The 21,992-nt window shown below is 45.7% G+C and carries 25 protein-coding genes; 10 read left to right on the top strand and 15 right to left on the bottom strand.

Features of this window, described 5'->3' with window-relative positions; genetic code table 11:
• Positions 1-18: 18 nt before the first annotated feature.
• Both aroA and EKN16_RS04600 read right to left on the bottom strand, forming a co-directional pair.
• Entirely contained in the window at positions 19-1,311 is a 1,293-nt protein-coding gene (aroA, locus tag EKN16_RS04605) for a 3-phosphoshikimate 1-carboxyvinyltransferase (RefSeq protein WP_125654056.1), read from the bottom strand.
• 18 nt (positions 1,312-1,329) lie between these two features.
• Positions 1,330-1,848 carry a shikimate kinase gene (locus EKN16_RS04600; RefSeq protein WP_125654053.1) on the bottom strand — a complete coding sequence of 173 codons (519 nt, stop codon included), beginning with the start codon at positions 1,846-1,848 and terminating at the stop codon, positions 1,330-1,332.
• 151 nt (positions 1,849-1,999) lie between these two features.
• Here EKN16_RS04600 and EKN16_RS04595 point away from each other — a divergent pair, with 151 nt between their 5' ends.
• Complete coding sequence (locus EKN16_RS04595) at positions 2,000-2,308, top strand: hypothetical protein (protein WP_125654051.1); 309 nt, start codon at positions 2,000-2,002, stop codon at positions 2,306-2,308.
• Here EKN16_RS04595 and gndA read toward each other — a convergent pair.
• The 5 genes from gndA to EKN16_RS04570 all read right to left on the bottom strand — a co-directional run bounded on the left by gndA (position 2,305) and on the right by EKN16_RS04570 (position 7,313).
• Positions 2,305-3,717 carry an NADP-dependent phosphogluconate dehydrogenase gene (gndA, locus tag EKN16_RS04590; RefSeq protein WP_125654049.1) on the bottom strand — a complete coding sequence of 471 codons (1,413 nt, stop codon included), beginning with the start codon at positions 3,715-3,717 and terminating at the stop codon, positions 2,305-2,307. The two genes, EKN16_RS04595 and gndA, sit on opposite strands and share 4 nt — an antisense overlap.
• 226 nt (positions 3,718-3,943) lie before the next feature.
• Positions 3,944-5,554: a gluconokinase gene (locus tag EKN16_RS04585; RefSeq protein ID WP_164522676.1), complete on the bottom strand. Its 1,611-nt coding sequence runs from the start codon at positions 5,552-5,554 to the stop codon at positions 3,944-3,946.
• Positions 5,555-5,694: 140 nt separating this feature from the next.
• A complete protein-coding gene (locus tag EKN16_RS04580; RefSeq protein ID WP_125654045.1) occupies positions 5,695-6,291 on the bottom strand; it encodes a hypothetical protein in 597 nt (198 codons plus the stop codon).
• A gap of 255 nt (positions 6,292-6,546) precedes the next feature.
• Positions 6,547-6,756 carry a hypothetical protein gene (locus EKN16_RS04575; RefSeq protein ID WP_232016219.1) on the bottom strand — a complete coding sequence of 70 codons (210 nt, stop codon included), beginning with the start codon at positions 6,754-6,756 and terminating at the stop codon, positions 6,547-6,549.
• 131 nt (positions 6,757-6,887) lie between these two features.
• Complete coding sequence (locus tag EKN16_RS04570; protein WP_125654041.1) at positions 6,888-7,313, bottom strand: hypothetical protein; 426 nt, start codon at positions 7,311-7,313, stop codon at positions 6,888-6,890.
• 171 nt (positions 7,314-7,484) lie between these two features.
• On the opposite strand from EKN16_RS04570, the gene EKN16_RS04565 reads away from it, so the two are divergent.
• From EKN16_RS04565 to EKN16_RS32080, 6 genes are all read left to right on the top strand, one after another.
• Positions 7,485-7,718 (top strand): spore germination protein, encoded by a 234-nt coding sequence (locus EKN16_RS04565; protein ID WP_125654039.1) that lies wholly within the window; start codon positions 7,485-7,487, stop codon positions 7,716-7,718.
• On the top strand, positions 7,718-7,921 hold the full coding sequence (locus EKN16_RS04560; RefSeq protein ID WP_125654037.1) for a spore germination protein GerPB: 204 nt from the start codon (positions 7,718-7,720) through the stop codon (positions 7,919-7,921). The genes EKN16_RS04565 and EKN16_RS04560 overlap by 1 nt, the downstream gene beginning before the upstream one ends.
• A 17-nt stretch (positions 7,922-7,938) precedes the next feature.
• On the top strand, positions 7,939-8,745 hold the full coding sequence (gene gerPC / locus EKN16_RS04555) for a spore germination protein GerPC (protein ID WP_125654035.1): 807 nt from the start codon (positions 7,939-7,941) through the stop codon (positions 8,743-8,745).
• 30 nt (positions 8,746-8,775) lie between these two features.
• Complete coding sequence (locus tag EKN16_RS04550; RefSeq protein ID WP_125654033.1) at positions 8,776-8,982, top strand: spore gernimation protein GerPD; 207 nt, start codon at positions 8,776-8,778, stop codon at positions 8,980-8,982.
• 1 nt (position 8,983) lies between these two features.
• Positions 8,984-9,415 (top strand): spore germination protein GerPE, encoded by a 432-nt coding sequence (locus tag EKN16_RS04545; RefSeq protein ID WP_125654032.1) that lies wholly within the window; start codon positions 8,984-8,986, stop codon positions 9,413-9,415.
• A gap of 169 nt (positions 9,416-9,584) precedes the next feature.
• Entirely contained in the window at positions 9,585-9,743 is a 159-nt protein-coding gene (locus EKN16_RS32080) for a hypothetical protein (protein WP_164522675.1), read from the top strand.
• A gap of 262 nt (positions 9,744-10,005) precedes the next feature.
• Here the strand turns inward: EKN16_RS32080 and EKN16_RS04540 are convergent, their stop codons facing one another.
• Together EKN16_RS04540 and EKN16_RS04535 are read right to left on the bottom strand one after the other, a co-directional pair.
• Positions 10,006-10,290, bottom strand: coding sequence for a 50S ribosomal protein L33 (locus tag EKN16_RS04540; RefSeq protein WP_125654030.1), 285 nt, complete (start codon positions 10,288-10,290; stop codon positions 10,006-10,008).
• A 163-nt stretch (positions 10,291-10,453) separates the two neighbouring features.
• Positions 10,454-10,945, bottom strand: coding sequence for a hypothetical protein (locus EKN16_RS04535; protein WP_125654028.1), 492 nt, complete (start codon positions 10,943-10,945; stop codon positions 10,454-10,456).
• A 318-nt stretch (positions 10,946-11,263) separates the two neighbouring features.
• Here EKN16_RS04535 and EKN16_RS04530 point away from each other — a divergent pair, with 318 nt between their 5' ends.
• Both EKN16_RS04530 and EKN16_RS04525 read left to right on the top strand, forming a co-directional pair.
• A complete protein-coding gene (locus EKN16_RS04530; RefSeq protein WP_125654026.1) occupies positions 11,264-11,359 on the top strand; it encodes a sporulation protein YjcZ in 96 nt (31 codons plus the stop codon).
• A gap of 128 nt (positions 11,360-11,487) precedes the next feature.
• Complete coding sequence (locus EKN16_RS04525; RefSeq protein WP_125654024.1) at positions 11,488-11,853, top strand: hypothetical protein; 366 nt, start codon at positions 11,488-11,490, stop codon at positions 11,851-11,853.
• A 179-nt stretch (positions 11,854-12,032) separates the two neighbouring features.
• Here the strand turns inward: EKN16_RS04525 and EKN16_RS32855 are convergent, their stop codons facing one another.
• From EKN16_RS32855 to glgB, 6 genes are all read right to left on the bottom strand, one after another.
• Positions 12,033-12,128, bottom strand: coding sequence for a sporulation protein YjcZ (locus tag EKN16_RS32855; protein ID WP_125654022.1), 96 nt, complete (start codon positions 12,126-12,128; stop codon positions 12,033-12,035).
• A gap of 335 nt (positions 12,129-12,463) precedes the next feature.
• Positions 12,464-14,437, bottom strand: a complete 1,974-nt coding sequence (locus EKN16_RS04510; protein WP_125654018.1) for a glycoside hydrolase family 15 protein — start codon at positions 14,435-14,437, stop codon at positions 12,464-12,466.
• Between the two features lie 2 nt (positions 14,438-14,439).
• The gene (gene glgA, locus EKN16_RS04505; protein ID WP_125654016.1) at positions 14,440-15,882 is read right to left on the bottom strand and encodes a glycogen synthase GlgA; all 1,443 of its coding nucleotides are present in this window, start codon (positions 15,880-15,882) and stop codon (positions 14,440-14,442) included.
• Between the two features lie 62 nt (positions 15,883-15,944).
• A complete protein-coding gene (gene glgD, locus EKN16_RS04500; protein ID WP_125654014.1) occupies positions 15,945-17,057 on the bottom strand; it encodes a glucose-1-phosphate adenylyltransferase subunit GlgD in 1,113 nt (370 codons plus the stop codon).
• Entirely contained in the window at positions 17,054-18,220 is a 1,167-nt protein-coding gene (locus tag EKN16_RS04495) for a glucose-1-phosphate adenylyltransferase (protein WP_125654012.1), read from the bottom strand. Before EKN16_RS04495 ends, glgD begins: the two co-directional genes overlap by 4 nt.
• Positions 18,221-18,281: 61 nt before the next feature.
• Positions 18,282-20,207 carry a 1,4-alpha-glucan branching protein GlgB gene (gene glgB, locus EKN16_RS04490; protein WP_125654010.1) on the bottom strand — a complete coding sequence of 642 codons (1,926 nt, stop codon included), beginning with the start codon at positions 20,205-20,207 and terminating at the stop codon, positions 18,282-18,284.
• Between the two features lie 507 nt (positions 20,208-20,714).
• On the opposite strand from glgB, the gene EKN16_RS04485 reads away from it, so the two are divergent.
• On the top strand, positions 20,715-21,881 hold the full coding sequence (locus EKN16_RS04485) for an iron-containing alcohol dehydrogenase (protein WP_125654008.1): 1,167 nt from the start codon (positions 20,715-20,717) through the stop codon (positions 21,879-21,881).
• The last annotated feature ends 111 nt before the right edge of the window (positions 21,882-21,992 follow it).

Raw genomic sequence — 21,992 nt, 5'->3', positions numbered from 1 at the left:
TCTCCAGTGTTTATATTCTTATTCTACCCACTCAACATTAGCACCTAATGCTTGAAGATGATCGAAAAAGATGGGATAGGATTTAGCTACATGGTGCGCGTCCCGAATCCGAAGCGGCTGCTTCGCACGCAAGCCAACAACAGTAAGTGCCATAATAACACGATGATCGTAGTGGGCATTAATCTCAACGCCACCTTCAACGCCTTCAGGACGACCATGCACGATAATTTCGCTTTGGCGCTCTTCCACATTCGCTCCAGCCTTGCGAAGCTCATTTAAGTAATCCGTTATGCGGTCGCATTCCTTATATCGCAAGTTCTCCACATCATAGAAACGTGATGTTCCCTCAGCGAAGACAGCAGCAGCAACCATAGCTAGAACAGCATCAGTAGCTTTGTCACCGTCAAACTCAACTGCTTTCAGACGGCCATTTCCTTGGACACGTACAACGCCATCTTGATGAGTCAAAGGAACTTCCATCAACCGCAAAACATCAATAATAGCTCTCTCACCTTGCTTACTGTTCTCTTCCAAGCGGTGCAGCGTGACATCGGAGTTCGTGACAGCCGCTGCAGCTAGTATGGCTGCAGATCCCGGATAGTCACCTTGCACAATATATTTCTTAGCAGCATATTGCTGACGGCCAGAAATACGGTAATGCATCAAATCCTCGCTAGCTTCAATACGGATGCCCGCCTGAGCTAATACTTCAAGGGTTTGACCAACCACAACTTTAGATTTCAAGTCATTCACGACTTGAATCTCGCTATCTTCCTCAAGCAATGGTGTTAAGAATAACAAAGCGCTTAGATATTGGGAACTCACACTTCCCGAAACCTTGATGATGCCACCTTTAGGCTGCCCACCACGAATCGTTATCGGAAGTCTGCCTTGGTTGTGCTCAACAGAGACACCTATTTGTCCAAGTGCATCAATCAAATCATCATGCGGACGTTTTCCAAGGGAATCTGGGTAGCGGTTAATAAAGGTTACATCCGGACAAAGGGCAGCAATAGCCATCAGAAAGCGCAATACCGCTCCAGCATTGCCAACATCAAGCTCTTTGACATCCTTCGGATGACGTCCAAAACCGGTGATCGTAATTTTCTCTTCATCTTCTTCAATTATAGCTCCGAGGTCGCGTATACAGCGGCGCATCGCATCACTATCTTCACTGTGGGCAGGATAATAGATCGTGCTGGTACCTTCTGCCAAAGCGGCAACAAGCAGGTAACGTGTAGTGTAATTTTTGGAAGAGAGCGCTTGAATTTCACCTTGTAGGTTAGGTGTAGGGGTTACGAGAACATCCATGATTGATTCGTTTCTCCTTTATGCGTGGAAATGATTCCATATTTGATCGACGACTTCATTTGTAGTGAGGTTCGTCGTATCTATCGTTAAATGGGCAAAATCATATGCGTGCTTCCGGTCCTCGAGCAGCTTATACACCCGCTCCTGAACATTGCCTTGAAGCAGCGGTCGCGAGGAATCCTGACTGACCCTCGATATAATTTGCTCGGCCTCGGCCTTCAAAGCCACCACATAGCCAAGTTCTTGCATAACTTTGCAATTTTGCGGAGCTAGAACCGCACCGCCGCCAGTCGCAATAATTAAGCGATCTCGTGAGTGAAGCGAATTCAACAGTACCTCAGTCTCTAAAGCCCGAAAAGCTACCTCACCCTTCGCTGTAAAAAGCTCTGGTATAGTTTGACCTGAGAGGCATTCAATCTCGAAATCCAGGTCGACTGCCTTGCAGTCAAGACGTTTGGCGAGCAGCTGACTAATTGTAGACTTGCCCGTCCCCATGAATCCGATGAGCACGATATGTGCCTGCTGCTTGTCTTCCATTGGTAAAAGCACACCTTCTTATTATAAAGTTCATCAAACATGCCCAATTATCATACCATTATTATTTGGCATCGGGTATAAAAAAGTTGATTATCGCGTACAGATGTTAGTACTGCACTTGATTACGGCTTGTCCGAGGAGAGAACTCAGTATGGAGCCAATTCCAGTTTCACAATCGACTAATGTTCGCATTAGCCGTATTTTCAACCCCGACTACCCGCTTTGTCGTGATGATGTGATATGGGTTCTTGAATATATGAAAAAGAAAGTGGCTGACGAAGCGCCTGAATTACTCAGCCTTCCCCAGCCACAATTATTAAAAAAATTTCAATGCTTCGCAGAAGCATCCATGGTTCTCATCAAGCAGCGCAAAGGCTGCGGTCAAGAAGCAGATCGGCTTCGGAGCTGCTTACAAGAGGTGCTATTCGGCCTATATACCCCATCACCCATTAGGTATTAAGATTCCATCCATTGAAAATGGAATGAGCCTTCTTTGTCTAGGCGTTTGAACGTATGTGCACCGAAGTAGTCACGTTGTGCTTGCAGCAGGTTAGCAGGCAAACGTTCTGTTCTGTAGCTGTCATAGTAGGATAAAGCGCTGGAGAATGCAGGAACCGGAATACCTTGCGTAACTGCTGTGGCAACCACTTCACGCCATGCACCTTGATAGGATTCCACTATCTCTTGGAAGTAGGTATCCAACAAAAGGTTTGGCAATGCTGCATCGCGATCATAGGCATCCTTGATATTTTGGAGGAAGCCTGCACGAATAATACAGCCACCACGGAAAATCATCGCGATATCGCCGTAACGAAGGTTCCAGCCATATTCATCAGAAGCGGCACGCATTTGTGCGAATCCTTGCGCATATGAGCAGATTTTGCTGGCGAACAAAGCTTTACGAACCGCTTCGATAAATGCTGCTTTGTCTCCTTGGTAAGGGGCCGCTTGCGGTCCTTTTAGAAGCTTGCTTGCATGGACACGTTCTTCTTTGAGTGCAGAGAGGAAACGTGAGAATACGGATTCCGTAATGATGGAGAGCGGTACACCTAGGTCAAGTGCACTTTGGCTTGTCCATTTTCCTGTACCCTTTTGACCAGCAGAATCAAGAATGACATCTACCATAGGTTGTTTGGTTTCTGGATCATATTTGGAGAAAATGTCAGCAGTAATTTCGATAAGGTAGCTGTCCAGCTCCCCTTTGTTCCATTCCGTGAAGATCGATTGCAGCTCTTCAGTGCTCACACCAAGGACGCGTTTGAGCAGATCATAAGCTTCACAAATAAGCTGCATATCACCATACTCAATACCGTTGTGAACCATCTTCACGTAGTGACCTGCGCCGCCTGGACCAATGTAAGTACAGCAAGGGTCGCCATTAACTTTAGCAGAGATCGCAGTTAAGATCGGCTCAACCAATTTATAGGCAGATTCTTGACCACCTGGCATAATGGATGGTCCTTTAAGCGCGCCTTCTTCGCCGCCGGAAACGCCTGTACCGATGAAACGAATACCTTGTGCTTCAAGATCTTTGCTGCGGCGTACTGTATCAGGGAAGTAAGCATTACCACCATCGATGATGATGTCGCCTTGGTCCAGCAGTGGTACTAAGGAATCAATGGTTGCATCCGTACCAGCGCCTGCTTGAACCATGATTAGTATTTTACGAGGGGACTCAAGGGATTGAACGAACTCTTCAATCGTGTATGTAGCTACTAGGTTTTTGCCAGTTGCTTCTTGAATAAGGTCATCTGTTTTCTCACGGGAGCGGTTAAATACCGATACAGTAAAACCTCTACTTTCAATGTTTAATGCAAGGTTCTTGCCCATTACGGCTAGACCGATTACACCGATTTGTTGTTTAGACATCTGGTTCTTCCATCCCTTTTCTATGTGATTTAGTTTGAAGCTATGCATGAACCTTCGCTCTCCATTAAAGAAACAAACAAGCAAAGGAGCGAAGCCAGACACGCATACAATACTCCTATTTTACTCTTTTTCAGCAGGAATGAAAACCAGTTCCAAAATAAAAATGTCAACTTCGCACCGAAAGCGCTTCTATTTATCTTCTTTCAGCTGAACTTGAAACCCGAAATTATGCTTCATCGCGCTGGAAGGCAGCGATCTCCGCAAAGGCTGGGGCGAGTGCTGTATATAGCGAGCTATAGATCGGATAGAGGCGGTTGTAAACCCGAACCGCCTCGGGATTAGGCTGGCGACGGTCGGTGATCCGAATCGACGCAGCCAATTGGTTCAAGCTTGGCGCTTCACCAAGCGCGTGTACAGCAAGCATGGCAGCACCGATTGCTGAAGCATCCTCAGTTTCCATCAGCATAACTGGACACCCGAAAATGTCAGCCATGAGCTGCCGAAGCTCACTAGAGCGGAAGAAGCCGCCTGAAGCGCGAATTTCGCGAAGGGGTGCCAGCCCATCACTGCGGCTAGAACGAGCTGCGATGGCCTCTGCGACAGAACGCAGCCCAAAGATAATACCTTCAAGGCTAGCGCGGATCATATGACGTCTGTCATGATGCAAAGATAGACCGAAGAATACACCGCGAGCATCCTCATCCCAATGTGGCGCACGCTCACCTGCAAGATGCGGCAAAGCAAGCAGCCCATCTGAACCAGCAGGTATTTCCATTGCTTGCGATACAAGTTTTTCATACGTAGCCTCACTTCCCTTGGAAGCGTCCCCTGCATCAACAGGGAACAGCTTATCACGCACCCAACGCAGCACGACTCCGCCGCTATTCACAGGTCCCCCCGCGATCCACAGTCCCTCTGCGAGCGCATAACAAAACAGCCTTCCCTGCGCATCACCAGTCGGTTGGTCCTGCGCGATACGTACCGCGCCGCTCGTACCCACGGTCACAGCCCCAATCCCACTCTCCACCGCTCCCGCACCGAGATTCGCAAGTACTCCATCTGCGGCGCCAACAATAACCGGCACATCCAGAGTTAGCCCCATGGCTGCCGCTGCTTCTGGAAGCATTCCTCGCAGTACATGCGTACTCGGCACAAGCTGCGGTAACCGGGAGGGCTCAACCCCGACAAGCTCCAGCGCTTTCCCATCCCATTGACGCGATTCTAATTGATAAAGACCGGTTCCCCCAGCTACAGACTCATCCATCACATAGGGTGCGCCAAACCATCGATGAAGTACAAACTCTTTTATGCCTATGAAAGCATGCGCCTTGGAGAATAATACGGGATCATGTTCACGCAGCCATAGCAGCTTACATAGCGGAGTCATTGCATGAATAGGCACACCTGTCCGCCTTGCGATTTCCTCCGCTTGCCCATTCTCACGCAGCTTCTTTGCATAAGAAGCTGCACGTAGATCCGCCCACGTCATACACGATGTTAGAGGCGCCCCTTCTTCGTCGACAACAATGAGTCCATGCATAGCAGAGCTGAACGAAATGGCTTTGATGTCTTCCGAAACGATTCCATTGTATTCGATCAAGTGACGAACCGATCGCATTACCGCTTGCACAACGACCTCTGGATCCTGTTCAAACCAACCTGGCTTCGGTTCATTCAGCGGGTATCCTTCTTCTGTCTTAGCTCTCACCAGATCGGCATCATTGTTATGCAGCAGAAGCTTGTCCGCATGAATAGCCAATACTTTCACACTCGTAGTTCCAATATCAACAGCAATAATCAGATTTCCTTTGTTGTAATTATGATAAATATGATTCATAATTTGCCCTCGCCCTCGCCTGTCATCATTTGAAACAGCTATGCTCATCTTAAACAAGAAACAATGGCTTGTAAAATAAATAAGCCTCCGGCAAATTTCCCCCGGAAGCTTATTTATGCCTATCCTTGCCTTGCATGGACTTAGAGCTCAAGCTGGATCATCTCAATTCTTAAAGTTTGTAATCGCTCCTTAGACAGTTTAGAGTCCTCTTCGCGTCCTTCAATAGTCGCTTCATGCAGAACCGATAATTCATAATCAAGCTCATATCGCAGTACTAAAGCCCGTTCTTCCGCCCGTTTAGATTGGAAAGCCTGGATCACTTCTTCTACGGTTACAATCGGTTTTTTTTGATAAATGATGCGATGCTCCATGCCGGACACCTCCACAAGTCGAATGATTTCGCCAAACATGATGCTTTCTATGACAATTTGTCGGTCCTTAAACCGTTTGACGACTGCATGACCACGCGTATCGTTGATAAGCTTCTCCAATAACTCCGACAACTTCTCATCCTTGATGATATAATCACCAATCATTTTGTAACGGTTGCGTATCCGCTGAAATCTCAGCTTCACAAGCTTGCGACCGCTTCGTACCGAAATCAGAAAAAAAATATCGGTTTCGCTCCAATAAAGCGAATAACCCTCCTGGATCAAATCCCGGATCAGATTTTGGATTTGCCGGCGGTCAAAACGCAGTTCCAAGTTGCAATATTCCACTTCATGGCTCTTGTTCATCGGCAATCCCTCCCCCTCTTCGCAAATTAACAAAATGTTCTGAATATTCTCTTGTAACACTATCTTATACTCCATCTTATGTAATGGCAACTTGGTTTATTGTCTATTTTTAACCTTGTACCCGAGAATTTATAATTAGAATCTAAAAATGTACCCGTTTTCACAGAAAATGCAAAGAGACTGTCCTACCACCTCATAATAAGATGGCAAGACAGCCTCGATTCAACCACTATAAATCATCTTTACTTTACGTTGTCACACAAACCATTGATTGAGAATGAGCCCAAAAGCCACTCCGCTAACAACGGCTCCAGCAAAGCTGTACCAGCCAGCACGAATTTGAAGCTGGAACATCTTTAGAATACCGAAGCTCAAAAGTGAAAAAATCAGTAATATGAAAATCGCTCCCGTAATAAACAAACCGGCAGATATCGTACTAACGTCTACAAGCGTCAAACTAAACACTCCCCTATGCAAGTCTATACCTGCATTATAAGCGATTAGCTCTGCTCTTATCCACCATAACAGACATATAAACTCCGTCTATTTCGTGACAATTACTTGTCTATTTTCTTTCATGACTCTTTCATGATTTCTTAAATCAAGCGAATTACAGCCTCATGTTCCGCTTTGCTTGGCAGCCGCTTTCGGAGCTTTATGTGTAAAGTTGCGCCATCGAACTCCGCCATACAGGATCGAATAGCAACAAGCTTGGGCAGCTTTATCGTCTCGCTCTCCCCACCCTTCAACCCAGAGATCAGTAGTCGATCTTCTCTTACAAGAAGCCCAATCTGTTTCACATCTGTCTCCTCCCCTAGTGGATAAGTAACATGTATATACCGTTTCGTTTCCTTAATCTCCGCTTGGAAGGAGCCTAGAACCGATGCGGCTTCTGGCAGTGCTTTGGTCACTAATTTCCTTACATAATCCCCGATCCAATCCTGCTGGGTAAAAATATCAGCTCCTTTGGGGAGCCGTTTATGCTCCATCCATTTCTCCAGATCATCTAAACCCGACGTCATTGCCCTTTACCTCCTTAAAAGCCCGCTGTTGACACGATATGCAGAAAGGGAGGAGACGGACACCCATCCATTACCAATCTTCTTTGCAGCTAACTAGGATGGAACTTCTAGGCGAGTGCCGCATAGGATGTAACATCAGCTTTGCGTATAAACAGGAAGGAGATGCACCCCATGCCTTCAATCGTAGGTTTTGTCAAAATCATTAGCGTCGGTTCAGCCTCTATTGTTCAATTCGGTGACGCTGTTCAATTGACGCCCTCAAGCAGCTCCAAAACATACGCCGGATCCGGTTCCTTTCTAACTGGTGGCTTAACAAATGCCAATAACGCGGTCAGTTCAACCAACACCAATGATCCCGATGTAGTGGATAGCTCCACAACTGCAGCAAACTCCGGGGTCGTATAATGAATCTTACCGTTCATCAGCAAATTACCATTTACCAGCTTCGCGTGGATAGCGTCTCTAATTCCTCCGTGCTCCAAGTAGGAACGGCGGGCTCCATTCGTTCCCTTTCCCAGCTTTATAATACGGGCGGTTTCACCGGGGCTGCCCCTCAGCTTGGAGCAGGAAACCCGCTTTCATTCGTACCCTTGCCTAATCCAGCCTAAAAACGGAGGTGCCTGCCATGCAGCCTACGAATAGTAACAACTTAACCCCATGGCAGATGTGCATGTCACTGTCCCAGAGCATCTATCAGCTTCGTTCTCAACTTAATAATCAGCAAACCGTCATCAATCAGCTCAGTAAGCAGGTGGACAGCTTAAATGAGCGAGTGAAGGCTGCCGAATCAAGGCCAGTCTATCATATTGACAGCATGGCCTACCATTTTGACCAATTGAAAGTAGAGAAGCTGGACGGGACGCTCAACATCGGCATGACACCTCCAAGTGAAGAGACAATCAAAGAAGTCGGGCAATTGGTCATGCCTGGACCTTCACCGCAAACGATTCAATACCCTAATGCTGGAGGACCCTGTCAGCAGAATAGTCCTTTCGTCAGCAACGGAAGTCATAACGGCAGTAACCAGCAAACAAGCGGCCCGAATTTTTTCCCTTCTTCAGATGCTCCATTCGCTCCTAATGCAACGCAGCCGAGACCACCCTATCCTGAAATCAGAAGCGAAGTAGATGCCTATTTAAACACGAGCGCTCCCGTTAAATTATCTCAGCTTGAGGCTGAATTCGGGGTGGCTCTTGATCCTTTTCACCGAAGACTAGTTATCGAAGATATTCGTAAACAAATGAGCACACGAATTCAATATTATATTCAGGTCGCTGAGCAAGGCGAAGCGGGTGCTGCTGGAAAAGCAGCCCCCGCTCCGCTTCATACAGATCCCGGTCACATCAAGTCAGATGTGCTAACGAAGACCACTCGTGATATTGACGCCGCCCTTCAAAGTTACTTATCCAAACTGCAATCGAATACGAATTAGACTCCAATAGACGATAGGAGACAAGTCTAAATGACGCATTTGAATGTCACTAACCATTCCCTCTCTGTCGGTTGTATACAAATGACTGCCGTTGCAAGTGCTTCTGTGTTACAAGTCGGCGACACCGAGCAAATGACCCTCTACTCCATGTTCGATACACCACCAGAATCGATCATCGTTGGCCCTTTAGCGCCTCTAGGAGAGCCACTAAGAGCCAATAAGGCAGAAGGTGAATAGTATGAGGCTTCAATCAGCACCTGACTACCCGATTCGCATCTCTGAACTCGGTAGATTAGAGCTAATTAGTGTAGCGACCTCATCTATCGTTCAGCTAGGGGATCGGTCAGAACTCCAGTCCTCCATTCGAGGACTAGCTGTGCAACGAGCGATCAGTCATGAGGATGCAGGGAACGTCTATTTTGAATCTTACTCGATATTTAATAGGCCACTCCCATCCATTCCTGAAACTCTGGACGACTCAGAGGGTCAACTGATCATGAAGACGCACAATAAAGATCCACGGATCTCCGTTGGATCTATCTATGTTATAGCTGTAAGCGGCGCTGCTTCCGTTCTAATCGGCAACGGAATGAAAACCACTGCTCAATCCAGGATCAAGGATATCCGACAGTATAGACGTCCGAAGCCGTATCCAGCCCTACAAGAATAGGTTTCAGTTCCACAAGGCTTATGAGCATCTTCGTCGAAGGGCATCCAATAAAGGCGAATGCCCAATTATGTATGTACCGGGTACAAACGTCCAAACGAAAAGGGCTCCCCAACATACATTAACAGTGTGATCTCAAACATCACAAATAACCACTCAGGAGGAATGCAAAGTGGGATATGGTTTAGGTGGAGTCGGTGGAGTCGGCGGAGTAGGTTGCGGTCCAGTCGGCGGAGTAGGCATCGGTCCTGGTTTCTTTTGTACTAGTGTTGGCGTAATACTTGTTCTCTATATTCTCTTAGTTATCATACTACGTGCCGGTTGTTTCTAAATTAATACAAAACAATACTATAGCGCGAAGCGGTCTTGCCTTAGGCGAGGCCGCTTTTACGCTGCTCAGATGAGGAATTACATCTTTTTTCAACAACTTGTCTAATTCTTATGTACATAGAAAGAAGTGCACCCCTATCTTATTTCATTGGTTTTACGATGCTTGCCAACGTCTTCGATCTGGGTGCACTTCTCGTTTCATTTCTTCATGAATTTAGGCGTTCAAAGAAAGAGACGGTGATTCAAACATTTACTAACGTTACTTAGAAAAACCCATCGTACCCGCCAAACCCGTTACCAAATCCGTTACCAAATCCGTTACCAAACCCGCCACCAAACCCAAATGGTGAAGTGCCAATGGCTAATAAATCAAAAAGCACTAAAGGGACGAATGCTTTTGTTTGAACTTTCTTTCCTTTATCCTGTGCGAGAACGACGCGATTGCCTTGAATTTGAACCAATCTTCCTGAGACGACTGTTCCATCCTTTTTCTTGGCATAAACCTGTTTGCCCAATAGCTTTTGAACTTGATTGTTACTGACAGCCATTTCTGATTCCTCCTTCTAGCGATTAATAGAGTAGGATAAGAAGCCGCAATCCATTCGGTCTTTTTTGTCCAACTCTATTACATAAGCTATGCAAGACTAGATTCAGAAGATTGGGTTGTTAATAGAAATGTATCTTTGAACGGCCACAATAGGAAAGCAACGCCTACAACAGCTCGCTCAAAAAGATTTCTTTTTCTCTGCTGGGCTTTAGTGATTTTGAAAAACGAATCTCCAGAATGCCATTTTGCATATTCGCCCTGCATCCTCTTGTCGTGACCTGGGCAGGCAAATTTATCCGCACATCCTTATAAGGGGTTAAGTTTGATAGTCGGACATGGTGAGTGTTGGCATGTATCCTAATCTGGTAGGGATCTACTTTTGTAGGGACTTTCCAGCGGACAAATACAGATCTATGAGATTCGAAAATCGTTGTTTTGACCTTCTTCTGCTTTATCGGTGACATATTTGCTGAAATATTCGATAACATTTTCGGCATTACTTTTGAAAACATGTCCTGAATATACTCACCCACATGCTCGGGGTACGTATCATCAAACTTGTCATCGACACGGTCTGAGAATCTGAAAGTCTCTTCTCCAGTAAAAGACTGGATAAACTTATTCAAGTCAAAAAATTGATTCGGATTACCATTCATCCCAGGTCCTCCACTTATTCTTTTTCCGTATTTTATGCTCCACTTAGGCATACTGATACTGCTTACTTAGGGCCAAGAAGAAACGGCTAACGCCGTCCTTGGCGGCGAAGCAAGTTTCTTCTCTCTGAAATATAAGCAAAGTATAGACTTATACTTTCTTATATTTTAAACGGGAGGAGACTGCCGCTACCCTTGATTCACCCTCTATAAGATCCACAACTTACTTGGCCGCAAATGTCATGGAGGGGTAATAGTCCAAGCATAAGCCACTCTCCATACATAGACTACCCTATGTTTACTTGAAAGGAGGAACTTAACATGGGAGAAGCATTTGGCGGCTGCTTTACAAGCGCAGGAGTTATCCTTGTTCTCTTTATATTGCTTGTCATCGTGACTCGTTCTATTCTGATATAGTTATTTGCACCATATTCACATCTAGGTAACGATGTTCCCACTAGCGATGAGCTATTGGGAGCATCGTTTTAATTACATGTAGGGTTGAAGCTACACACGATTGCTGAAGAAAGGAAGGTGATTACGAAGTGGCGATAAGAACAAGAGCGAATGTAACTAGTTTTCTGCCTCCAGGTGGTGAACCTTCAATTACACCCAATCCATCAGTCGAATCAGCCATTCAACCAGCTTTCACATCTCCGTTATCCGCATTAGACCGATTAGGTGGCATTGATGGAATTATGTCCATAATGGGGAAAATCCAAAGAATGTTTGGCATGTTCCAACAAATGCGCCCTGCCTTCAATATGATTAGTTCCTTCATGGGACCCAAAGCAGCTATAAAGAGCATACCTAATAAAGGGTCTGGAATAAAAAAAGAAGCCTCCACACAACGTGCAAAGGTTCATAAGGCAGCGATTCGGAAACAGGCACGGAAGAGTGGTACCCGTTAATTATGGTTTCATTGAAAAAAGCAGCTCTCATTAACCACGCCTTACACTGAACAAAGAGAGTGTAAGGCTTTGTTATTTCTAAAAAGAGGGATAAAAAAAAGCTAGACGACCGCCCGCCGGATCAAATCCGGAAGCGATCGTCGTTAATGGATATCTACTGGAAGCCCCTGCTCTTTGAACTACAAAAGAACGGAACGACTGATAATGACAAGCAAAATGAAAAGAACCAGAATGACACCAGCGCTTGTAAAAGCACCATGACCAAAACCACCCATATTTTTCACCATCCTTAGTTCAAAATCTCGTGTGTTAGATTAGAAGAAGCAAGAACGAGTAATAATAACCAATAAAATAAAGAGAACCAAGATTACGCCAGCACTGGTGAAACATCCACCACTAATCGGTGAAACAATCGGTGAACCACATGAGGACATTTATTCAAAACTCCTTTCTCATTTAAACTACTTTGTATTGTATGTGCGATTACTGGAGTCTGACTGTACATTTGTACCTACAATGAAAATGCCTATTCGAGCGCAAAAAAGGCTGCTTCGCAATTTCACCGGGATTCCCAATGAAGAGCGAAACAGCCTTACTTTTCATGAAAGGGCTAAGATTTCATTTCAGCAGCAAGCGCTGCATATTTGGCCGCATAATTCGTGACCGTTTGTACGAATGTCGCGTGCGACCAAGTGAGCGGCGCAACCGATAAAGGTGTTCCATCTACTGGATTCAATTGTTCTGGCAGAAGACCACTTGAGAGCGCATGCTCTTCCACCCACTTCAGCGTTTGTTTAGGCTCCGCAAGATCGTCCAGACTTGCAGCAGATTCGATTTGGAAGTTAGCAATCCATAACGTACAAATAATCCACGGATTACCTGGAACATTCTCAATATCCCCTGATTGCTGGAAGTAATAGTCATTGGTGTATCTAGCAACTCCCCCTACACCAGTCCGAACAGTTAAACCTTCTTGTATCGCCTTCATGGTCCGTATAACTCGGCTGTCGTCTACAGGCAGTACGCCGAATTCCCAGATGCCGAACATACTGCTCTCAAGCGTCATATCCTTCACCCAGCGATTATCCTTCTGGATCAATCCTCGGGCGAATCGTCCCGTTTCTTCATCCCACAGATGCGTCAGCATCCCTTCTTTAATCGACGCAGCGGTGTTCTTTAAATGATCACTTCGCTCGTAATCACCGAATAATTCGGTGAAGAAGGCACCGGCCATCAAGCCACCATATACGGAAGCAACCGTGTAAGTCCAGATGCCATAACGCTCCTCCCAAAGATCGTAGCTCGGCTTAGGAAGCGATAAGCTATGCTCCATGTATTGACTCAAGAAGGCTGCGCCTTTACGAATCAAATTATTATAGAGTGATTGCGGAAGCTCGATGACCTGATGCCTTGTATAGTCCTTCCACAATGCGAACAAGACAAGTGCGGTCTCATCCTCTTGGATCGGCAGCCGTCTGCTTCCTTGCACAATATAAGGATGCCAGCTGGACCCCACTGTTCCGTCTGGATTATATTTGTGAAAGAGATAACCATCCGGTGACAACGACTGTGCACAAAATTGAAAAAACGGGGAAATTACACTTTGGAATCCCGCTGCAGACATCGCATCCGCAATTAGCGCACCATCTCGCGGCCACATGTAGCTGTAATGATCACGATTATATTGCAAAATATCGGTATCATTAGCAGCAACGATTGCTCCTCGCTCATCCGTCTGCGTTCGAACGATGAGTAAACTTAACCTGAACATTCTTGCAATCTCTGGAGACAGATCACCCAGATTGCTCTCTGCACGATGAAGCCAATGCTTCCAGTAAATAACGATTCGACTCAGAAGCTTTTCTGGGTGACTCTCCTGGACATATTGGTTGAGGTCTTTAACCTCCTCGAGGTCTTTACCGATAGACATCCAATAATAGATTGTTTTCTCGCCGCCTGCTGGCACAATCGTCCTAAAACTGATCGTACTATCCACAGACCCTTGAGCAATCGAGTTACCCATTAGGTTACCATCTTCAGCATCACGCCAGGTTCCCTCAGCGGACTGGAAGCGTTTGATCCCTGTTGTATACTGCATCATCCCCCCCTCATCAGAGAAGCCGTTGAACATGAAGTAGGAGGAGCGTTTGTAATGGTACAAGGTATGATTATCCGGATAATAAGCAGCTGTATCACCAACCTCAGAACCATCAATCATGAGATCCTGATGGAAGAACAACCGACATTCACGGGACTCTTGCGCGAGATTGCGAATAACGACACGTTTAATATAAATGCTTTCCCGCTGGTGAATGCCATCATTGATATGAAGCTCAATGGCTAGTCTTTCATGCTTCGCAATAATGTTCGTTACGAGTGAATCTTCAATATAGCCAAGCTCAAACTTCCATTCTGGCTCATCAAGCCATGAGAATTGGCCTGCCACCCAAATACCGAAGCGACAATATTGTCCGCCTACATGATTGAGCTGACCAACGAATGGATAATAAATATCTCGAATATAACAATTACGATCTAGATTGAGAAGGATTTTGCCGTTGCCGATGACTAAATGACGGGCCATAGTTATGTCTCCTTTCGATTGGACAGAATTTCGCTGTAAAGGCCCATATATGATTTAGCAGATTTGTTCCAGCTGCAATCATCTTTGGCGCCGTTAGCAATAATTTTCTGCCAAGTCGGTTCATCGCGGTAGAAGGAAACCGCACGTTGAACCGTAAAGAGCAGGTCATGAGCGTTGTAATTCGTGAAGCTAAAGCCATTGCCTTCACCTGTAGACTCGTTATATGCCATTACAGTATCCTTTAGCCCTCCAGTTTCCCTTACAATGGGAACCGATCGATAGCGCAGCGCAATCAATTGGCTGAGCCCGCAGGGTTCAAACTGCGAAGGCATCAGATACATATCGCTTCCAGCATAAATCCTTCGAGCTAGCGCATCATTAAATCCGAACCATGCCACAACCTGATTAGGTCGTTTCTCCGCCACCCGGCGGAATAACTGCTCAAAATGCCAGTCCCCAGAGCCTAGGACGACAAGTTGAACGCCCTCTTGCAGGATCTGCTCCAGCACAGCTTCCACTAAATCAAAACCCTTTTGATCAACCAAACGAGAAACAATCCCCATTAACGGGATCTGCTCGGATTGCTCAAGTCCTAATTCTTGCTGCAGGGCTAATTTATTCTTACGCTTACGGGACAAAGAACCACGATAGGGTATTTCAAGCGCCGGATCATTCATCGGATCGAAGGAGTCTATATCAATTCCATTTACAATCCCAACTAGATCACTTGAACGGGAACGAAGCAATCCTTCCAGCTTCTCCCCATAGGTTTCCGTTTGAATTTCTTCGGCATACGTTGGACTAACGGTTGTCAGCTTGTCCGCGTACTGAAGTCCACCCTTCATACAGCTTCCCGCACCGTAAAATTCGATACCCTCCATACCAAATAGCTCATCGCCAGCGTTCAGCAGATCCTTCATGAGCTCTTTGCCGAACACACCCTGATACCTCAGATTATGTATGGTATACACCGTAGCAATGTCTCTAGCAGCAGGATCATGTACATATCGTGTCTTCAGTAGGAACGGGATGAGACCTGTTTGCCAATCATGACAATGGATAATATCCGGTCTGAAATCCATATGGTACAACGCTTCCGCAACTGCAATACTAAAGAAGACAAAGCGTTCCGCATCATCACCATATCCGTATAAGCCGCCACGCTTAAAGTAATACTCGTTATCGATCAAATAATAGACAACGCCATCAATATCCGCCTTCAGTAAACCACAATATTGATCTCGCCAACCTACTCGAAGCATGAAAGTTGCGACCGTCTCGAATCGGCTAATCCAAGTCTCTGGAATGACTCCGTATTTGGGAAGAATCACACACACTTCCGCGCCGCGCGCCTGAAGTGCTTTTGGCAAGGATCCGACAACATCGGCTAAACCGCCCGTTTTCACGAGCGGAACAGCCTCCGAAGCAGCAAATAACAGTTTCATGATTCCACCTCTATCTTCTGTCCTTTTGTCTCTAGATCTCTATCATTTCTAGACATGAACCATTAAATAATCTTGCGCTTCATGGCAAGAAATGGGGATACCTCTGCACCTTTAAGCTCACGTCCACGCTCAATCGTTACGTCTTTGTCCAGAATAACATGATTAATGTCGCTATTTTCACTGATTAGACCATTCTGCATCACAATGCTGTTGCGTACGACAGCACCCTTTTGAACATGAACACCGCGGAATAAGATACTATTGATAACCGTGCCTTCAATAATGCAGCCGTTGGCAATTAGCGAGTTGCTTGTCTTCGCTCCATCTGTATAACGGGCTGGCGGCTCATCTTTGACCTTCGTGTAGATCGGACCTGGTTCGAAGAATAAGTTCTTCCAAACATCAGGACGCAGCATTTGCATACTGTTCTGATAATAGCTGGAAACCGTATTGACGATACCCAAATAGCCCTGGAACATATAGCTTTGAATATGAAGCTTATCCACTCTAGACATAATGGCATGTCGAACGAGATGATCTAGACCCTGTGCAAGCGAGGTTTCTACCAAATCAAGCAGCAGATCCTTGCGCATGATGTACATTTCCATCGATACCAGATCACTTTGCATCCCGCCGTAATGATCCTGAATCGCAGTGATGCGTCCCTTCTCATTCACCTGTACCTTGCGCGCTCTGCCATCCATCAAGTCGGATTGTTTCTTACAAACAACGGTGATGTCTGCACCACTTGCCTTATGCTCGTTAATAACGGGTTCAAAATTGATATTAGACAGCATATGGCTGCGTGTAATCACAACATAATCCATCGAGCTGCGATTAAAGTAATCACGGTGTTGATAGAAATGGAATAAATCACCGCGCCTAACCTCGTTCACATCATCCGTTATTGGAGGAAGCATGAATAGTCCGCCCTGACGGTGATGAAGATCCCAATGCTTGCCCGATCCTAGATGATCCATCAAGGAACGGTATTTGGTATGAGCGAATACGGCGACCTTGGAGATTCCTGAGTTGACCATGCTGGAGAGCACGAAATCAATAAGACGGTAACGAGCTCCGAAAGGAACTGTCGCTAAGCAGCGGCCTGCCGTAAGTGACTCTAATTCATCGGATTCATGAATCAGGTTAATGACGCCGAGTACATTTGAATTCATGGCTGCTCAACCTCCTGTAATGCTTGATTCGTAGCCACATATTCATCATTCCCAATGACCGTTACTGTTCCTTTATTCGGGTTTCCAATCGTCACACCATCAGCGATAATCGTACCTTCGCCAATGATGGATCGATAGATATGGACACCTTTGCCGATCTTCACGTTAGGCATAATAACCGATTCATGAATGTGGCTATTCACGCCCGAATGTACACCATGGAACAACACAGAACGGTTCACATATCCTTCTACCATACAGCCTTCCGTTATAAGAGAATTCGTTATCTCCGCACTTGCCGCCACATATTGAGCAGGCCGATTAGGATTAACCGAATAAATTCGCCAGTCACGATCATTCAGATCAAGTGCAGGAAATTCCGATAGTAAATCCATGTTGGCTTCCCATAGACTCTCTAACGTACCGACATCCTTCCAATAACCATCAAAGGTATACGCATTAAGCTTAACGCCATCTTGGAGCATGGCTGGGATAACATCTTTACCAAAGTCATTGCCGGACAAGCGATTCGCCTCATCACGGATGAGATACTGCTGAAGTACCGGCCAGGAAAAAATATAGATACCCATCGAAGCTAAATTGCTCGTCGGCACCTTCGGCTTTTCCTCGAAAGCCGTGACATTGCTGTCTTTATCGACATGCATCAATCCAAACCGGCTTGCTTCCTTCCAATCCACTCCAATACAAGCAATCGTTACATCTGCGCCGCGTTCTTCATGATTTTGGAGCATCAATTCATAGTCCATCTTATAAATATGATCGCCAGAAATAACCAGAACATAATCCGGGTCAAACTGATCAATGAAGCCCATGTTTTGGTAGATCGCATTCGCCGTTCCTTTGTACCACATACCGCCCTTTTGTTTCACATAGGGAGGGAGTATCGCCATTCCGCCATCTCGACGATCAAGGCCCCATGGACTGCCAATACCTAAATACGCGTTAAGCACGAGTGGCTGATATTGCGTCAGCACGCCAACAGTGTCGATGCCCGAATGAGCGCAATTACTTAAAGTAAAATCAATAATTCGGTACTTCCCGCCAAAATGAACAGCTGGCTTTGCTACATCCTTTGTTAGAACGCCAAGCCTTTTACCTTCACCTCCAGCAAGAAGCATAGCCACCATTCTTTTTCTGCCCATGGACGCCCTCTCCTTTTCTACTGCAAATTAGGTTGCAGCAAGTCTTTCGATCTACCGTGTTTCAATGAAAAGATTGCGTCTGTTCCTCTTGATCATAAGTTAACAGTTGAAAGGATAACGGTGGAACACGAACACTCATGCTGCAGGGTCTGCCATGCCATGGAACATCACGGCTGTGTAGAAGGTCAGGAGCATGTTCGATTTCACCGCCAAAAACAGCCTTGTCACTATGCAAGATGACCCGGTATGACCCAGGCTCGGGAACACCAACGGTATAATGGGAATATTCGTGAACGGAGAAATTACAGATCGAGATGGTGAACTGTTTGGCATCAAGTCCCCGTCGCATGAACACAACAACCGATTGTGCAGCGTTGTGAACATCGATCCATTCGAAGCCTCCCGGATCACAATCCCGCTCCCAGAGCGATGCTTGCTCATTGTAGACGAGATTCAAGGTCTGAACGTAATGGTGCATCCGCTCATGCTTCTCGTACTCGAGCAGCAGCCAATCCAAGGATTCAGCGTCCTTCCATTCATCGAACTGTCCCCATTCACTCCCCATAAAGAGAAGCTTCTTGCCAGGATGCGTCATCCAGAATCCATAAAACAAACGAAGTTGCGCAAATTTCTGCTCATAGCTGCCAGGCATTTTATTTAGAAGGGAACGTTTGCCGTGCACGACCTCATCGTGAGAAAGCGGCAAAACATAATTCTCGGAGAAAGCATACATAAGTGAAAAGGTAATAAGGTTATGGTGATGCATGCGTTCTTGAGGGTCAAGAGCCATATAACGAAGCATGTCATTCATCCATCCCATGTTCCATTTGAAGTTAAAGCCAAGCCCACCCATGTAGGTAGGTGAAGTCACTGCTGGCCAAGAAGAGGAATCCTCAGCAATCATGAGGGCGTCCGGGTAATAATGGAATACCGTTTCGTTAAGTCGCTTCAAAAAGCGAATCGCGTCGGTATTCTCCTTCCCTCCGAGTTTATTATAGGTCCAGAGCTCGGGAGGCTTATCAAAATGAAGATCTAGCATACTAGCAACCGCGTCGACGCGGAGTCCATCTATATGAAAAACATCCATCCAAAAAATAGCATTAGACGTTAAGAAGCTCTGTACTTCTGTTCGACCAAAGTCAAAAGCAAGCGTTCCCCAAATTGGCTTCTCCGCCCGTTTCCAATCTGTTCCTTCAAAAATGGGTGTGCCATCAAAGAGCCTCAGACCATGATCATCCTTGCAAAAGTGACCTGGAACCCAATCCAGTATGACGCCGATCCCGCGCGCGTGACAACGATCGATCAAATGCATGAGCTGCTCTGGCGTTCCATAGCGGCTCGTTGCTGAATAATAACCTGTCACTTGATAACCCCATGATTGATCAAGGGGATGCTCCGTAATTGGGAGAAGCTCAAGATGTGTATAGCCCATATCCGCTGCATAATTAACAAGCTCTACAGCCATTTCCTCATAAGTCCAGAAATTTTCTTTCCCTCTGTTCCGCCAAGAGCCTAAATGAACTTCATAGATGAGCATCTGTTCATGGTAGGGACTGCCATCTTGTTTACGCCGCTGCCAGTCTCCGTCTGTCCATTTATACTTACCAAGATCGGTTACGACCGAAGCCGTGCTTGGACGCCTTTCGGAGTGAAAGGCATAAGGATCAGACTTCAGCAAGCAGCTGCCATCTTTTGATTCTATTTCATATTTATAAACCGTTCCAGTGCCTATGCCTGCAATGAATACGCTCCAAACACCTGTTTCTCCAACACGTTCCATCGCATGCCGGGTTCCGTTCCATTCATTAAAAGAACCAACCACACGAACTTCCTCAGCATTCGGGGCCCAAACCGTAAATCGAACACCCTGCTCATCACCTAGTCGAATGGGGTGAGCGCCAAATGTCCGATAACTATGAAACAAATCTCCTTTGTTGAACAGATACAAATCGCGCGTGGACAAGCCAATTGAAGCAGCATTTATCATGACATGCACCTCCTCACTTTAGCGATAGCTATTTGTGATGTAATTGTTAAGTTAATTGACACAATTGCGCGATTTTTCTTTCATTATACACTGCCGTTTCCATGTTGGCACTCTATTTTCAGAAAATTTTGATTGCTGCAAGGCATCTATCAAAACTTGTAATCATTTGCAATTGTTTTCGGGCAATACGTCATTGTTTTTAGCCTGTTTAAGCCATATTTAAGCATAGAATTACTTCCAGCCAAACTGTTGAAACTTTTACTGTCGTGGAGTATATGTCCTCTCTAAAGAAGCTAGTACGAATTTTTGGAGATGGCTAAGATCAGTGTCAGGGGATTTGTCAGGGGATTATGAGCATGGGGACATGATCAACTTACGGCGGTTATTCTTCTTGTGAGGGTGGCGTTTTTGTATATCTCAATTGTTAATGATAAAATGGACTAGGTAAATTACATGATTCTATCCTTTCATTCACTTATCCATTTCCCCATAACTTGGAGGTGCATTATGTTATCATTCACATTTCAAAATCCGACAAAAATCTTGTTCGGTGAAGGCATGATTGCCCGTCTCGGTGAGCAAACTCGTCCATATGGTACAACGGTATTGCTTGTATATGGCTCAGGCAGCATTAAGAAATCAGGTCTATATGATCAAGTAATTGAACAATTGAAATCTATTCATGCTCGTGTGGTTGAACTGTCTGGAATTGAACCAAATCCACGTTTGACCTCTGTACATAAAGGGATTGAGCTTTGCCGCAGCGAGAAGGTTGATCTCATTCTTGCAGTAGGTGGAGGCAGCGTAATTGATGCGGCGAAAGCTATCGCAGCGGGTGCGTTATATGAGGGTGACGTGTGGGATTTCTGTATTCAGAAGGCAGTTATTCAACAAGCGCTGCCGATTGGAACCGTACTAACTCTAGCTGCTACAGGCTCAGAAATGAATGGCAACGCAGTTATTTCGAATTGGGAAGCTCAGCAAAAACGCGCTTTCGGCAGTCAGCATACTTACCCACGTTTCTCGATTCTCGATCCAACGCTCACTTACTCTGTGCCGCGCAACCAAACCGTCAATGGCATCGTGGATATCATGTCGCATGTCTTTGAACAGTATTTCAGCTTAACACCTGATACGCCGCTGCAAGAAAGATTGTGTGAGTCTATTTTGTTGACACTTATCGAGAATGCAAAAATTGCACTTGAGCAGCCTAACAATTACGAGGCTCGTGCGAATATTATGTGGTGCGGGACGATGGCCCTTAATGGCGGCCTTATCAGTGTAGGCATGCAGAACGACTGGTCCTCACATGGTATTGAGCATGAAATTAGTGCAATCTATGATATTCCGCATGGTGCGGGATTATCGATTGTTTTCCCGAATTGGATGAAATATGTATATAAAGAACGGATTGAACGTTTCACGCAGTTCGCACAGCGGGTATGGGGAATTAAGCGAGATTCTTTGTCTGACGAGGAGCTTGCCCTTGCCGGTATTGACGCAACCCGTGCATTCTTCACAAGTATAGGTGCTGAATCTCGATTAGCAGACTTCAATATTAACAATGACCAGCTCGACCATATGGCGAAGGAAGCCGTTCTCTTCGGCCCAATCGGTTCGTTCAAAAAGCTGGAGCAAACAGATGTTCAGAAAATCCTGGAAGCGTGTCTGTAATCTTCATCCCATTTTTAGCCGCCAATAATATTGTTCATGACAGCATTATACCAAAAAGGAGCTTCCCCCCTTATTGAAGGGCAAGCTCCTTTTTGCTTACAGCTGAAATCA

The sequence above is a fragment of the Paenibacillus baekrokdamisoli genome (assembly GCF_003945345.1).
GTDB classification, from domain to species: domain Bacteria; phylum Bacillota; class Bacilli; order Paenibacillales; family Paenibacillaceae; genus Paenibacillus_Z; species Paenibacillus_Z baekrokdamisoli.
Note: the sequence above shows the minus strand (reverse complement) of the source record. Positions and strands in the feature narration are given on the sequence as shown.

What these genes read in the sequence shown, in the direction of transcription:
- aroA (WP_125654056.1), bottom strand. Translation starts at nt 1,311, where the DNA reads ATGGATGTTCTCGTAACCCCTACACCTAACCTACAAGGTGAAATTCAA.
- EKN16_RS04600 (WP_125654053.1), bottom strand. Translation starts at nt 1,848, where the DNA reads ATGGAAGACAAGCAGCAGGCACATATCGTGCTCATCGGATTCATGGGG.
- EKN16_RS04595 (WP_125654051.1), top strand. Translation starts at nt 2,000, where the DNA reads ATGGAGCCAATTCCAGTTTCACAATCGACTAATGTTCGCATTAGCCGT.
- gndA (WP_125654049.1), bottom strand. Translation starts at nt 3,717, where the DNA reads ATGTCTAAACAACAAATCGGTGTAATCGGTCTAGCCGTAATGGGCAAG.
- EKN16_RS04585 (WP_164522676.1), bottom strand. Translation starts at nt 5,554, where the DNA reads ATGAATCATATTTATCATAATTACAACAAAGGAAATCTGATTATTGCT.
- EKN16_RS04580 (WP_125654045.1), bottom strand. Translation starts at nt 6,291, where the DNA reads ATGAACAAGAGCCATGAAGTGGAATATTGCAACTTGGAACTGCGTTTT.
- EKN16_RS04570 (WP_125654041.1), bottom strand. Translation starts at nt 7,313, where the DNA reads ATGACGTCGGGTTTAGATGATCTGGAGAAATGGATGGAGCATAAACGG.
- EKN16_RS04565 (WP_125654039.1), top strand. Translation starts at nt 7,485, where the DNA reads ATGCCTTCAATCGTAGGTTTTGTCAAAATCATTAGCGTCGGTTCAGCC.
- EKN16_RS04560 (WP_125654037.1), top strand. Translation starts at nt 7,718, where the DNA reads ATGAATCTTACCGTTCATCAGCAAATTACCATTTACCAGCTTCGCGTG.
- gerPC (WP_125654035.1), top strand. Translation starts at nt 7,939, where the DNA reads ATGCAGCCTACGAATAGTAACAACTTAACCCCATGGCAGATGTGCATG.
- EKN16_RS04550 (WP_125654033.1), top strand. Translation starts at nt 8,776, where the DNA reads ATGACGCATTTGAATGTCACTAACCATTCCCTCTCTGTCGGTTGTATA.
- EKN16_RS04545 (WP_125654032.1), top strand. Translation starts at nt 8,984, where the DNA reads ATGAGGCTTCAATCAGCACCTGACTACCCGATTCGCATCTCTGAACTC.
- EKN16_RS04540 (WP_125654030.1), bottom strand. Translation starts at nt 10,290, where the DNA reads ATGGCTGTCAGTAACAATCAAGTTCAAAAGCTATTGGGCAAACAGGTT.
- EKN16_RS04535 (WP_125654028.1), bottom strand. Translation starts at nt 10,945, where the DNA reads ATGAATGGTAATCCGAATCAATTTTTTGACTTGAATAAGTTTATCCAG.
- EKN16_RS04530 (WP_125654026.1), top strand. Translation starts at nt 11,264, where the DNA reads ATGGGAGAAGCATTTGGCGGCTGCTTTACAAGCGCAGGAGTTATCCTT.
- EKN16_RS32855 (WP_125654022.1), bottom strand. Translation starts at nt 12,128, where the DNA reads ATGGGTGGTTTTGGTCATGGTGCTTTTACAAGCGCTGGTGTCATTCTG.
- EKN16_RS04510 (WP_125654018.1), bottom strand. Translation starts at nt 14,437, where the DNA reads ATGGCCCGTCATTTAGTCATCGGCAACGGCAAAATCCTTCTCAATCTA.
- glgA (WP_125654016.1), bottom strand. Translation starts at nt 15,882, where the DNA reads ATGAAACTGTTATTTGCTGCTTCGGAGGCTGTTCCGCTCGTGAAAACG.
- glgD (WP_125654014.1), bottom strand. Translation starts at nt 17,057, where the DNA reads ATGAATTCAAATGTACTCGGCGTCATTAACCTGATTCATGAATCCGAT.
- EKN16_RS04495 (WP_125654012.1), bottom strand. Translation starts at nt 18,220, where the DNA reads ATGGGCAGAAAAAGAATGGTGGCTATGCTTCTTGCTGGAGGTGAAGGT.
- glgB (WP_125654010.1), bottom strand. Translation starts at nt 20,207, where the DNA reads ATGATAAATGCTGCTTCAATTGGCTTGTCCACGCGCGATTTGTATCTG.
- EKN16_RS04485 (WP_125654008.1), top strand. Translation starts at nt 20,715, where the DNA reads ATGTTATCATTCACATTTCAAAATCCGACAAAAATCTTGTTCGGTGAA.